This window comes from Streptomyces sp. NBC_00525 (assembly GCF_036346595.1).
In the GTDB taxonomy this organism is placed as follows: domain Bacteria; phylum Actinomycetota; class Actinomycetes; order Streptomycetales; family Streptomycetaceae; genus Streptomyces.
Genome location: NZ_CP107835.1, coordinates 264,421 through 277,218, shown reverse-complemented (window position 1 = coordinate 277,218; position 12,798 = coordinate 264,421). Strand labels below are relative to the sequence as shown.

Sequence of the window (12,798 nt, the reverse complement as noted above, 5' to 3'; positions counted from 1 at the left end):
TTGTAACTACTCAGGCGTCGCCGCCAGGCGGGACATCAGCCCTCGGCTCCCCGCCAGGCGTCTCGTGCCTGCGGATGCGGGCGGGCTGTCCGCCCAGGGCCTCGTCGCGGACGTTCAGCGTCAACGTCAACGTCTGCCGCTGCGTGCTCCCACCCCCACCTCCGGCCTCCACTGCACTCTTGGTGCCGAAGGCGCCGACTTCGACGTTGACCTTGCCGTTGCCGTCCTTGCGGAACTCGACCTCAAGACAGAGTTCGGCCTGCTCGACCTCGAACCTGAACTGCTCGTTGCCACCGGTATCAGCGGCTTTGTACAGCTCTTCGCGGAGTTCTGCCAGCGCCTCGGACAGCGTCACCTTTGCCACGATTCCCCCTCCAACACCCCTGCGGGCAGTGTGCTCGACCGGCCTGAAGCGCAGCTTTCCTGACGGCACCTCGCCTGCGCATGGGAAACGCACCCAGACCACACCACCGAGGCTGCTTCGCCATGGTACGGGACGTCAGTCTGGAATGTACTGGGAAGGCACAGTTCGCAGCAGGGAAGAATCTGTAGCGCCGTACGGCCCAGGTGTGTCCAGTCAGGCCCACCCCCCGTCACTAAACTCGCCAGCCTCATCTCTGGTAGCGCTCCCGCCTGCCAAAGTCTGGAGGAGGCCGCAAAGCAGAAAACTTTGCAGGCTGCTGAGTGACTTCCAGGCCAGGTGTCCGTCACCATCCGCTTGAGATGGTTGGGGCTGCACTGAGCCCCACAGCCAGAATCGACAGACTGCTGAGGGTGGAGGAGGGGACAGTGCCGGATTTCGGGACGGTGCTCGGCGGTATCGCCCGCGGGGTCGCGGCGGTCGGCCGGTTCGCGTGGGCCGTGGCGACCTCACCGACGACCGCGAGCGAGTACGACGCTGAAATGCAGATAGACCGGCTGTCGCAGTTCATCCAAGACGAGGTGCCAGAAGAACTGCACGGCCGGGCATGGGGCCTGGTTGTAGACGAGCTGCGTCGAGTTGACACGGAAATCGAACGGATGGTGGAAGAAGCCAAGACCGAGGAACAGGCAGCTACCGATGAAGACTGACAGCCAGAGAGCGGTGGCCCAGGAGGAGGCTGGTGTTCTGGCCGAGGCGGCCCGTACGGTGAACTCAGCCTGGGAGGTGCTGCGCCGCCGACAGGGAGGAGGCCCTGACGATGACGCGCGGTGACCAGGGCAGCGGCGTCCTCAGCCGTCCCGCCTGGCGCCCGAGCCGCCCCGCCTGCCGTGTGGATCCTGCAGAGGGGATGAGCGTGTCGAGGATACGCTGGTAATCGGCACGCGCCAGGGGTTCATCAGCCCAGGCTGGATCAGCACGCTCGCTGATGAGATCGAGAAACTGGCCTGGTGTCGTCGACTCCACAGCCCATGCCTCACGGTCGGGCGCGGCCCACCAGATCTCATTGTGCTCTAGATCGAGGCCGAGTCGGACGGGGCCGAGGTGACGGCCAAGCGCGTCGAGACGGCGCAGGCCCGTGCCTGCGAGATCTGCGATCAGGGCCTGGGCTTCGTCTGCGGTCTGGACGTGGGTGAAGAAGGGCACGGTGCGGCTGCGCTTTCTCGTGGTCAGGCGACTAGGGCATGTCCGGCCGATCATGTCTTTGCGTATGGTGCTGCTGCTCATGAAGGGTGGGTGCAGTTGCGGATGACCCGCGAGACAGCGATCACGCTGGTACAGAAGGTCATGGATGTTGAGTACGACGAGGAGGAGATGGCAGAGGTCCTGGATCAGCTCGACAGTGCTCTCGCCTGCCCGACCGGCTACGTATCCGATTTGATCTTCTGGCCCAAGGGCAGGCAGGAGCCGACCGCCGCAGAGGTGGTTGACCGAGCCCTGGCTTACCAACCGTTCGCACTGTGACGCGGCTTTAGGTCCGTAGCCAGATGACGAGGGCAGCCGCGGTGACTGTGCCGAGGAAGACGTAACCGCGCTTGTCGTAGCGTGTGGCCACGGCTCGGTGGTTCTTGAGCTTATTGATTGCCCGTTCGACGGTGTTGCGCTTCTTGTAGCGGTCTTTGTCGAAGCCGGGCGGCCGTCCGCCGCGTGAGCCTTTACGCAGGCGGGCGGCCCGGCTGTCGGGCTTCTTGCGGGGCCTGCCCGGTCCGAGGCGGGGGACGCGGATCTTCTCCAGAACTGGCATGAACTGGGGGCTGTCGCCTCGCTGGCCGGCGGTGACGAGAAGGGACAGCGGGCGGCAATGTCCGTCGGCGCTCAGGTGGATCTTGCTGGTGAAGCCGCCCCGCGAGCGGCCCAGTCCCTCGCTTCCTGCACCACCTCCACCAACCGGTCGACGAGGCTCTGCCACAAGGGTTCGGGCTGGTGTTCCGCTCCTTCGTCCCCTTTTGAGGTAGGCAGTTCGGGTGGTGGCTGCTTGCGGGCGCCTGCAGCGTGCTGGTGAGCGCGCACGCTGGTCGAGTCGACCGAGACGTCCCAGTTGAGGTCACCCGCCGCATCCGCTGCAGCCTGGACCCGCTGCAGCAGGTTCTCCCAGGTGCCGTCCGCCGACCGGAGCCGGTGGCGTTCGTAGGTCTTCCACGGCCCAAATCGCTCGGGAAGATCACGCCACTGCACCCCGGTCCGCACCCGGTGCAGAATCCCGTCGATCACCTGCCGGTGATCCCGCCATCGCCCACAGCGACCGTTGCTGACCGGCAGGAATGGCAGGAGTCGCTCCCACTCGGCATCCGATAAATCACCACGTGAGTCTCGCCCCATGCCGTGACCAACGAGCCAGGGCTGAGTCAGTCACATGATCGGCCGGACAGCTCCTAGGAACATCAGCGCTGCAGTTACGAGACGCAGCAACTCGTGTGGTGAGTTCGGGCCTGGTGTCACCCTGAGTGGTCACCTGGGGCATAGCGACGCCAGGTACCTCCGGTTTCTTCGGCGATTCGGGCGGCGTGGTCATCGTTGAAGCCGAGCATCCGGGCGATCACTGGAGCGGAAGCGGCTCGGCAAGCTCGTCGGGAGCGTGCCACGCGCCGTCACTGAACGGGGCGCTGGTGCCGGTCGCCCCGGCAGCTCGGGCCATCAGCGTGCGCGCGGTGTCAACGAATCTCGCCGCCAGCGGTGCGGTCAGCAGCTCCACCATCTGCGAGTCACTGGCCCCATCGGGCACCTCGCCACGCGACACGAGCAGATCCCGAAGCCAGTCACGTGAACTCGGCGAGGAGTGGCCCAGGAAGTTGCGCCACTTGGTCAGCTCAGTGAAGAAGTCGTTCTCGGCCTCGCTCCACGCGAAGACCTCGGCCGCCGGGTCGAGGATCGCCACCGACGCGGTGACAGCCTCGGCCCGCTCCTTAAACTTCATGCTGGTCACGGTTTGTCCGGCCTGGATGTGCGTCCAGTTGATGAACGCCTCCACGGACGCCTGAACAAGGACCACCGTGGAAATCACCGCGTCGCGCTCCCGGGCCCGACGTTCCAGACCGCTGAGGCCAGCAGCGTGCTCCTGCTCGACCTGCTCGGCGTACACGGCGGCCCGTTGGCTCTCGAGGTCGGCCTTACGGAACATCACCTGGGCGAGATCGACATCGTGGCGGGGCTCTGGCCCGGCTGCGGGTACAGTGGTGTTTCTTCTGGTCATGCCCTGATGCTGACAGTTCAACGCGCGGCCTACTTTCCCCGGTCCCGGGTGACGCTCGGGCTGTCTGTCGTCAAACGATGACGACAGGAGCGACGGGCGTCCAATAAACCCAGCGATTCCGGGGACCGACGGCAGCCTAGTCCTGGCCGAGGCGGGGATCAAAGACCCGATCCCCTTCGAGGAGGGCCTGGGCACCTCCAGCCGCCTTCACCCGCTCCAGCGGCCGGAGTTCGGCGAACTGCTGACCTACGCGCGCGACCGGGCGACACGGTGCACATCTCCGAGATGCTCCGCCTCCTGCGTGGCAACCAGCACATCCTTGGGGTCCTCGAAATCCTGCACCACGACCAGCTCGCGCTGCTACTGCTGGTGCTGGAGGCGCGGGAGAACGGCCGGGTACGGCTGTGCGGCGGGAGCGTGGACTCCAGGCGCGGCCGGGCCGCGGCGACGGTGGCCCGGCCGCTGGGCTGCACGGCGTCGGCGGGGAAGCGGGTGCTGGAGCACCTGGAGGACCGGGAGCTGGTGCTGCGGGCGCGGCTGAAGACGGGCTCGGGGATGCCGAACCGGTCGCGGCTGGTGGTGCCGGCGGTCGCCGCCGCGCACGGCCATACGGTCGCCGACGACGTCCGGGAGGACCGTGCGGAAGCCCGGAAGCCCGAGTTTTCAGACCCCGACGATGCGGCAGGGCCTGGTGAGGCGCCGGAGACGGAGACCGAACCGCAGGTCAACGGCTCGCATGTGACAGATGAGCCGGGTGTTGCAGAGCCCGACGTTGCGGCAGCCCTTCACACTGACCACCCTCACCTGGGTACTGAGGCTGTTGATCTCTCGCTCTGTGGTGGCTTTTCCGGCGAAGGCCGTGGGGCTGTTGGCCGTCGGCCGGAGCGCGCGTGCACGGGCGAGGACCGTGCCGCCGACGGCGAAGGCGACGTTGCCGGGATCGGGTCGCCGGTGGCTGAGCGCGGCCCGCTTCGCGGGGAACAGCCGAAGGAGTCCCCGGTTGAACAGGATGGGCGGCGCACTGCCGGAGCTGATGCCGGTGGCTGGCCGAAGGCCGCGGGGTGGGAAGAAGCGCAGCGGCAGCGGAGGGTGGACCTCCCAGCTGATCTTCGTCTGCGGGTAGCACTGGCGCCGGTCTCCTGGCTGTGGAAGCGGCTGTCCGGCTGGCAGCAGAACCAGGTGGAGGCCGCCGCCAAGACAGAGCTCGCCCACCTGGAAGGCCTGCTGGCGCTGCCGGGCGGTGCGCCGCGGCTGCTGGCCGACCGGCTCACCGACCGCCTGGCGGAGACCGGCGGCGAGGCGATGGTCACTGGCCCGTACGGCTGGCTGATCCGGCGGGGCCTGGTCCAGCGACCCTCGTGCACGGACCGGCGCTGCGACAACGGCGTCCGCATCGACACCGGGGCTGCCTGTGACAACTGCGCCAACGTGCTCCACACCCGCCGGGCCCGTCGGGCACGGATCAGCACGGAGATCGACCGGGAGCTGCCCGGTCTGGCCGACGATGAGCGCCGCCGCGTCCTCAAGGAGCGGCTGCGCGAGCACACCGCTGCCGAGGCGAAGGACCTTGCCCGGCGCCGGGAGGAAGCCCGCGAGCAGCAGGCCCGCCGGGCTGCGGCCCGGGCGGCGGCAGCACAGCGTGCGGAGGCGAAGCGCGCGGCTGCGGCGGTCGGCGACGCGGTGCGCCAGGAGCTGGCGTGCGAAGACTGCGGGCAGCAGCGTGCTGCCGGGCTGTGCGAGGCGTGCGGCTACAGGCGGCGAACCGAAGCCCTGGTCGTGGAGGCCGGGCTGGTCGCCGCGACCTGGTCGGCCGACCTCACCGACCCGGCCGATGTCGCGGCCGTCAGCAACCACGTTCGGGACTCCCTCGTGGCTGACGTCGCGACGGCTCAGGGCGAGTTCATGGCGATGGTAAAGCCCAGCGAGCTGGACCAGGACCCGGCCGGTGCGGCCTCCGTGCTCGCTTTCACCGCGCTCCAGACCGTCCAGGCGGCACTGCCGGAGTACCAGGCCAGCGCTCTGGGGCGCCTCGGGCGGACCCAGGAAGCTGAAGCGGAAGCAAGCCGGGCATACCGGACCGAGCAGAAACGGCGCTGGTTCCGGCACAACCCGCACGGCGCGGACGCCATCGCCGCCGCGACGGAGGCCGCCGACGAAGCCAGACAGCGCATCGCCCAGTACCTACTGGCCTCGCGGCTGAAGCAGCTGCGCGAGCAGGCCCCCACCCGCACCGAGCAGACCGCGGCCGTGCCCTGGATGGAACGGCTGCCCGAGCTCGCCGCACGCCCGCTGGACGGCGACGCCACCGGGACGGTGATCGCATGACCGGCGAGCTGAGCGGCGTTGACCTCCCGCGCCAGGCGCTGGTCGCGGCCGGGAGGCGGCGAGGAAGAATGGCGCCACCACCAAGAAGCCGAAGCGGCGCACCACCATCGTCGTCCGGTGCGACGGGCGCGAGCCGCTCGGGCTCGGCGCGGCGATCGGGATGATCTCAGTAGCCTGCTGTTTATCGTTCGTTTAGCGCTCCATGGTCAGATTAGTGCTGACATCGACGGCGGCGCGGGCTGCGCCTGCTGAAACGAACCTGCGAGTTCGACCTGCCTGCCGCGATCGACAACGACGCCGAAGGTGCGATCCACCTACCCTTGCTAAGGGCTTGCAGAGAACCATCAGGGGTTGGCGGCCCAACACAGCGATGAGGAGAACCGTATGAAGCGGTTGCGTACCGTAATGGCAAGGATCGGTATTGCTGCAACGATTATCTGCGGCACAGCATCTCTATCTGCGCCGCCTGCAGCAGCACACGTGTGGTGGACCGCAGGATATAACATGTCTTATAGTAAATGCCAACTGCTGGGAAAATTCGACGTGAAACACTACGGTCGCATCTCTTATTCTTGCTTACGCGTCGGCAACACGGGTGAGGATGATGAGATGCGTATCGTTGATCGGAATTGCGCAAAGGTATTTCAGCCTATCGACGGAAATTCGCCCGTTTGTAGTTCTATTCACGAGGAATACGCGCTCAAAGAGTTTGACTGAACGAATTCGCGCAGTTCCGGTTCGCCACAGTCGGCGCCTGCGGGCTCTTGATCTGCGTAGATATAAGGTGGCTGAGGTCCACCAGCAGGCGTCGGCCTTCGTGGCGGGTTCCGCCGCCCGGCCTCTGGGGCCGGGCGGCTCAGGAACCTCCGCAGGTAACGCTCGGTGGGGGTTTGTTGGTGTAGGGCGGGGTGGCTGGTCTGGGGTGTTGTGGGTTTGCTGAGAAGTCGAGCGGGTGGTCAGACCCTGGTGGTCCCGGTGTGTGAGCTGGGGTTACTGAGGTTGAACTCGGGATGTCGTGCTGCTGATCAGGCAGGTCGGATGGTCAGGCCGGTCTCGGTGAGGCAGCCGTCTATGAGGTGACTGCGGTACGGGATGTGCCGTAGGCCGTGTCGGACGGTCTGGACGAGGTGTTCAGGGGTATGGAAGGCAACGTTGGAGAGCCAGCCGCGCCACAGGAGGGACCAGATGCCCTCGACGGGGTTGAGGTCGGGTGCGTAGGGCGGCAGGTAGTAGATGGTCAGCCAGTCTCGGGCTTCGGCGAACTCTCTCAGGCCGGCGGCTTTGTGGACGTTGAGGTTGTCCCAGACGAGCACGATCGGGCCGCCGAGCTGCTGGTGGGCTGCGATCAGCAGGTCCCGGTAGTCGCGCCAGGAAAAGCTCTTGCGCCCGTCACGTCGGCCGTCGTCCCGGCGTGGCCGGTAGATCAGCCTTGAGCGGTGGCCGGGTTTGTAGCAGGTCAGCGCCGCGATGGACACCCGCCTGCGGACCCGCACCACGGGGGTACGGCCGCGCTGTGACCAAGTCCTGGCATGCGGCGGCGTCATGGAGAATCCGGCTTCGCCTTCGAAGACGAGCCAGGCTCCACGGGCCGCCGCGAGCCTTCCGCGCACGACCCCACCTCCTTGACCCACCCGGCCACCACGTCATCGCCCCGCTCGATCGCCCGGCGGGCCGGAACCTGGCAGGACCAGCCGTTGCGTACCAGCAGTTTGCGCACGCCCTGGATCGTGTAGGTCAGGTGGAAGCGCCGGCCGATCACCGTCTTCACGCGGCTCAGGGACCAGCGTTGGTCTTCCCAGCCGTGCGCGGCAGGCCCCTTGGCAAGCTCCGCCTCCAGCTGGGCGAACTGCTTCTCGCTCAGCCTCGGCAGCGACGCCGGCCCCTGTGATCGCAGAGCCCGCAGACCGCCCTCGTCCCACATCTGCCGCCATCGCTGCACCGAGCGGACGCTGACCCGTAGGTCCCTGGCGATCACCGAACTCGCCTCACCCCGGGCGAACCTCTCGGCCGCCTTGAGCCGTAACTCCTCGCGGAACCGCTGCCGTTCGGCGGTCAGCCCGCCCCCTTGTGGATACCGCATATTCCGGTGATACCGCAACGGAAGCGAGCCGTCAGCCCCTACGACTCCACGAGTTCAACCTCAGTAACTACCTGCGGGAACTCGATTACGACGGGGAGTGGCATGGGGCGATGCCCCCTGGAGCTGAAACAGGAAAGCGGAATCCATCCGCATGTACAACAAGATCTCCGCAGTCCTGGACCGGACCACCAAACGGCCGGGTCCCGAGAACCCACCCATGCGGATCGTTGTGGACACGGCCTTTCTCGACGCCAAGCCCACCGACCGGTGGATTCAGTGAAGGCGCCAGTCGGTGAAGACCTGCTCGGCATCGGCTTCGACGACGTCCTGAAGGTCGTCGTCGGTGGGCGCGTCCAGACCGAGTGCGGTCAGAACGCACCGGTAGTACTGGTAGGCGAAGTGCGGGTCACCCGCCGCCAGCAGGGATGACAGGAGCGGTGCGTCGGCGTCCGTGGACTTGTCGATCTGGACGAGTACCTGGACGCGCTCGTTGCCGGTGAGGGAGGGGAGCGCGGAGCCGAGCTGCTGCTCCAGCCGGCTCCAACTGGTCGGGGTACGTTCCCGTGCCGCCTTCTTCAACGCTCCGCGGACCGCCGCCACGATGGGCACGAGACGGTCCGGCAGCTTCGTGGGCTCCGCGTCCGGCTGCGGCTGTACGACCGGAGACGGGGTCTCGGCCGTGACCGGCTCTTTGGCGGGGGTGGCGATCTTCGTCGTCCACTTCCTCACCTTGTCCTGCTCGGCCTCGGGCAAGAGGCCGCCGGCCTCCTCCGCCGCGACCGTCAGCTCCTGGACGAGCTCCCTCTGCTGCTGGGCCGACAGCGCTTCGCGGCGCAGACGACCGGTGATGCTCTGGACCAGGCCCCGCGCCCTGTTGCGCGCCTTGCGCTCCAGAGCCTGCGCCACCAGCAGCGCCTGCTGATCCCGCGTCGCCGCTGCGTTACGACGCCTCCGCCATTCCTCAGCCTCGGCCGCACGGCGTACGTCCTCCTCCCGTCGCTTCTGGGCCCGGTCCAGGCGCGCCTGTTCAAGGAACGCGTCGGCCGCCTGGAGGATGCCCGCTTCCTGCGCCGTGGCCTCCACGTCGTGGTCGAGGAGCTTCCTGACCTGTGACGCCAGTTTCGTGACCGTGACGACGTGACTATGCCGTAGCGCCTCGTCGATGCCGGTAAAGAGCCCTCGACGAATACGGTCCTGCTCGTTCAGCAAGTCCTCCGCCCAGCCGATCGCACGGCGGAGGTGTTCGAGCGCCTGCCCCTCGCAACGGGGCACCTGGAGCCGCGCTGTGTCCAGCAGCTCTCGGACGGCGATGATTTCCTTCTTCTGCACAGCGCTGCCGATCTGGCGGGTCAGTGCGCCGATCTGTACCGGCCCTTCGGCCTTCTCCTGGCGAGGCTGGGGCACCGGGGCCCGTTCCTGGGCAGCACGTGCGGCCGCGACGCGGGTGATGACCGGGGTGATGAGCCGGCCGTCCTCGCCGACGGTGCAGTCCGCCAGCTCGAAGTCCCAGTCGGTGCCGAGCCACGGAAGCTCGGTGCCGAGCATCATGACCCGCTCGTTACCCTCGCTGACGAATCTCACGCGGTGGACGTAGCCGCGGCGCACCAGGGTGCGGTGATCGATGCTGACCCCGGGGCCGAGGATGATGTCCCCGGCCTGCGCCGTGTCCCAGTCGGGCGGTGCCGTGGGGTCCATGTGCACCAGCAGTGTGCGCCCGTCCAGTTCGATCTCCACGACGGACCCGACCGGGGCGTCGTCGCGGTCGACGTAGCGGTAGCGCGGCTGGTGGCCCTGCCGGCGCAGCCACGTCTGGGTGGCCGTCCGTACGTACAGATGGTCCGCGCTCGTGGTGCCCCGGGAACGGCGGCCGCACTCGGACCTCAGACCGTCGGGGTCGGGGAAGTGGGCAAAGTGGCTGACGCGTACGTTGCCCCGTCTCGTGGTGAGCTCGCCGCCGCAGCCGCCGAGGAGAATCCCGCACCAGAACGTCGTACCGGCGAACTCCTCGCGGAAGTCGTCGAGCTCGTTGGCATCCGTCGGGCAGACGACCGGATCGTCGGACTCGGGGTCCGCCAGGACAGCCGTCTGGATCTGCCGGTTGTCAACGCCCATCGCCAGCCCCCTCGCCAGCACAGCCCGCCTCTCCCGTTCGCAGGAGGCGCCCTGCGAACGGGAGGAGAGCTAGATCACCTTCAGCCGTTCAGCCTAACGGCCGTCACGGAGAGTCGCAGTGGGAATGCCCGAACCGCAGTCGACCTGGCGGGCCGGCCCCGTGTTCACCCCGACTTCGGGTCAACACGATCCGCGCTGCACCACCCGTTCCGGTGGTCCCCGGCCCACCGCCCGCCATCGCGCCTCGGCCATCGCCACACTCACGATCATGACCGACCTGAACCTCCCCGGCACCGCCCCCGAGAGCAGCCCCGGCGGGGCCAGACGGACGGCAGCCAGCACCGGCCGCGTCCGCTTCTCCCTCGCCCGGTGGGTCCTGGACCCGCGCACAACGTGGCACGCACGCCGCCTCGCCGCCGACTAGGGAATGGACGCCCAGACCGCGTGGGTAACGGCCCGACTGGCCCGCCACCCCGACGAACACGTCTACACCCGGGCCCGCCTCGATGACGACTGTCGGCCCACGAACTGAACAGGCCGCCGGGCAGTCTTCGGAGTGCCGCGCGGTCTCGCCCGGCTCCTCTCCAGCGGACCGACGCTCGTCACCGGGGTGGGCCAGAGCAGCCCTCCCGCGCAGACGAACGTGTCCCCGGCCGAAAGCCGGCACCGGAGGCGAAGTGCCCCTTCAGCATGGGGGACGGGGTGGGGCGGGGCGCGCCCGTTCGCGCACTGGAGCCCCTCCTTCCGGGCTTCGCGGTGGCGGCTCTGGAGGGAGCTTCCGGTAGACGTCATCCAGCGACGCCGCTCAGTGCCTGTGCTCATTCCCCTGGGCCAGGGACACCCAAGCTGCGTCGGCGAGGCCCCACGGCCGATACAACCCAGCAGCACGCCGGTGCAGTTGCAGCTTCGCCCAGTCCCGCTTCCAGTCGGCTGTCGACGGAAGGAGGGAGCTCACCCTCGCGATCACAAGCAGCAGGGAACTCGGCGTGTGACGACGAACGCGCTGGACGTACTCACCGTCGGGGGCGGGAAACTCGGACGGCCAAACACGCATAATTCTCTCCCGAGTCGGCCCGTTGGACGGGAGCATGTTTCCGCCGCAACCTGCCGAGTACAGCGACCGCCAATTACGCTGCCGCGCATGGCACGCATATGGACCCGACTCCACGAACACCTCGGGTGTCCGCCTGGACCCGTCACCTTCGACATGGTCCGACAGGCCGCGGCGAACAACCTGGAAGAGTCCGATGACCTGGACTGGAAAGAGATGCTCCCTCAGCCGCCCCGGGACGGGCGGTGGAACGAATTGGCCAAGGACGTGGCCGCCATGGCCAACACCCGGGGCGGCTTGATCATCTTCGGTGTGCAGGATAAGACGACTGCTCTTACAGGCATTGATGCTGAGACCGCCAATCCGCAGCAGTACACCCAGTGGATTCGCAACCACGTCCACCCATACCTGCCCGACCTGGACATATCCGTGCTGACCGACGACGTGAAGAGCATCCTGGTCGTCGATGTCCCGGCCAGCGAGATGGCGCCACACTTTGTTTACGGCGGCGCAGCACGCGACAAGGAACAGCAGACCGCGGTTGTCCCTTACCGGGATCACGACCACACCGCCTGGATGGCAGAACACCAGATCGAGCGGGCCTACCGCGATCGCTTCGCCCGCATCGGCAGCGCAGAGGAAGAGATCCAGCGCCACACCGACTTCCTCGTCCAGAGCATCGGTGGCCACGATTCCACGCCGTCGGCATGGTTCATCGCCGTCGCACGGCCACAGCGTCCTCTGCCTCGTGGTGCCTACAGAATGAACCGGGACGAGGCACGAGCGATCCTGGAAGCCGCCGCATCCCGAGCCCTCGATCTGCACCCACACGAACTGGTGCCCGGACCCTTGAGGGGGATGGGCCTGGACACCCTGTACAACCCGCGCCCCGGGCTGCACCGCTGGGTCTGCAACAACTTCGAGATGCCCATAAACCGAGAGACCGTCGTCGAGTTGCTCTTCGACGGCACCGTGGTGATGGCCGCCAATCTCTCCTACATTCGAGACGTCGAAGAGCCTCCCGTTCAGGGCGACGACCTGCCGGTTTCCAACCGTGTAGTGACGGCCTGCTGCTGCGACTTCGTTGCCACCGTTCAGGAACAGCAGCGGAAGCTGCGCCTGGACAGCACCATGCAACTCACAGCATCGATCACCTCACCGAACGGACGCGCGGCCTTCGTGCCCCGTACCTCCACCTGGGGACACGGACGGGAGAGCACACCGACGCACGCCCGCCGGCCCCACCACCTCCAACCCGTTCACAGTGTGCTCTCCCCAGCGGCGGACGATGGCGAAGGCACTAGAAGCGTTGACGAGCTGCGTACGGACCTGATGAACCAGTTCGGCCTGTAGCCACCGGGCGAGGCCGCTCCGCCCGCCCTCACCGAGAGACTGGTCGCAGGGAACCGAAAGCTCGACGGGCCCGGCCTGGCCGCCCGGCTGCGCACGCTGCAGCTGATCCTCGACACGGACGGCGCCGAGCTGCCCGCCGGCACCACGGCGGCCGCCGCCCGCGACGAGGCCCTGGAGCTCCTGGCCGAACTGCGCTCCGCCCGCCACCGCACGGCCACTGCAGCGGAGGTTGGACCCCTTGACCCCAATGGGTCCAACCTCCGCTG

13 protein-coding genes are annotated in these 12,798 nt (G+C 67.6%); 7 read left to right on the top strand and 6 right to left on the bottom strand.

Features of this window, described 5'->3' with window-relative positions:
- Positions 1–10: 10 nt before the first annotated feature.
- Positions 11–364: a trypco2 family protein gene (locus OG710_RS31145; protein WP_330242618.1), complete on the bottom strand. Its 354-nt coding sequence runs from the start codon at positions 362–364 to the stop codon at positions 11–13.
- A 410-nt stretch (positions 365–774) separates the two neighbouring features.
- Here OG710_RS31145 and OG710_RS31140 point away from each other — a divergent pair, with 410 nt between their 5' ends.
- A complete protein-coding gene (locus OG710_RS31140) occupies positions 775–1,071 on the top strand; it encodes a hypothetical protein (RefSeq protein ID WP_330242617.1) in 297 nt (98 codons plus the stop codon).
- Between the two features lie 64 nt (positions 1,072–1,135).
- On the opposite strand, the gene OG710_RS31135 is transcribed toward OG710_RS31140, so the two are convergent.
- Positions 1,136–1,648, bottom strand: coding sequence for a hypothetical protein (locus tag OG710_RS31135; protein ID WP_330242616.1), 513 nt, complete (start codon positions 1,646–1,648; stop codon positions 1,136–1,138).
- A 21-nt stretch (positions 1,649–1,669) separates the two neighbouring features.
- On the opposite strand from OG710_RS31135, the gene OG710_RS31130 reads away from it, so the two are divergent.
- The gene (locus OG710_RS31130; RefSeq protein ID WP_330242615.1) at positions 1,670–1,885 is read left to right on the top strand and encodes an e9imm peptide; all 216 of its coding nucleotides are present in this window, start codon (positions 1,670–1,672) and stop codon (positions 1,883–1,885) included.
- A gap of 7 nt (positions 1,886–1,892) precedes the next feature.
- On the opposite strand, the gene OG710_RS31125 is transcribed toward OG710_RS31130, so the two are convergent.
- Positions 1,893–2,740, bottom strand: a protein-coding gene (locus tag OG710_RS31125) for an IS5 family transposase (protein WP_443064352.1) whose coding sequence is annotated in 2 segments (ribosomal slippage) — positions 1,893–2,354 and positions 2,357–2,740 — 846 coding nt in all. Because the reading frame shifts where the segments join, the coding sequence is not laid out codon by codon here.
- A 217-nt stretch (positions 2,741–2,957) separates the two neighbouring features.
- A complete protein-coding gene (locus tag OG710_RS31120; protein WP_330242614.1) occupies positions 2,958–3,611 on the bottom strand; it encodes a hypothetical protein in 654 nt (217 codons plus the stop codon).
- A 270-nt stretch (positions 3,612–3,881) separates the two neighbouring features.
- Between OG710_RS31120 and OG710_RS31115 the strand changes: the two genes are divergently transcribed.
- Both OG710_RS31115 and OG710_RS31110 read left to right on the top strand, forming a co-directional pair.
- Positions 3,882–5,936 carry a hypothetical protein gene (locus tag OG710_RS31115; RefSeq protein ID WP_330242613.1) on the top strand — a complete coding sequence of 685 codons (2,055 nt, stop codon included), beginning with the start codon at positions 3,882–3,884 and terminating at the stop codon, positions 5,934–5,936.
- 384 nt (positions 5,937–6,320) lie between these two features.
- Positions 6,321–6,653, top strand: a complete 333-nt coding sequence (locus OG710_RS31110; RefSeq protein WP_330242612.1) for a hypothetical protein — start codon at positions 6,321–6,323, stop codon at positions 6,651–6,653.
- A gap of 308 nt (positions 6,654–6,961) precedes the next feature.
- Here OG710_RS31110 and OG710_RS31390 read toward each other — a convergent pair.
- A protein-coding gene (locus OG710_RS31390; protein WP_443064351.1) for an IS630 family transposase occupies positions 6,962–8,016 on the bottom strand; the annotation gives its coding sequence in 2 pieces (ribosomal slippage) (positions 6,962–7,570 and positions 7,573–8,016; 1,053 coding nt in all).
- Between the two features lie 151 nt (positions 8,017–8,167).
- On the opposite strand from OG710_RS31390, the gene OG710_RS31095 reads away from it, so the two are divergent.
- Entirely contained in the window at positions 8,168–8,296 is a 129-nt protein-coding gene (locus OG710_RS31095) for a hypothetical protein (RefSeq protein WP_330242609.1), read from the top strand.
- On the opposite strand, the gene OG710_RS31090 is transcribed toward OG710_RS31095, so the two are convergent.
- Positions 8,290–10,128, bottom strand: a complete 1,839-nt coding sequence (locus tag OG710_RS31090) for a hypothetical protein (protein WP_330242608.1) — start codon at positions 10,126–10,128, stop codon at positions 8,290–8,292. The genes OG710_RS31095 and OG710_RS31090 overlap by 7 nt on opposite strands.
- Before the next feature lie 268 nt (positions 10,129–10,396).
- Between OG710_RS31090 and OG710_RS31085 the strand changes: the two genes are divergently transcribed.
- Entirely contained in the window at positions 10,397–10,552 is a 156-nt protein-coding gene (locus OG710_RS31085) for a hypothetical protein (protein WP_330242607.1), read from the top strand.
- A 717-nt stretch (positions 10,553–11,269) separates the two neighbouring features.
- Positions 11,270–12,532: an AlbA family DNA-binding domain-containing protein gene (locus OG710_RS31080; protein ID WP_330242606.1), complete on the top strand. Its 1,263-nt coding sequence runs from the start codon at positions 11,270–11,272 to the stop codon at positions 12,530–12,532.
- The last annotated feature ends 266 nt before the right edge of the window (positions 12,533–12,798 follow it).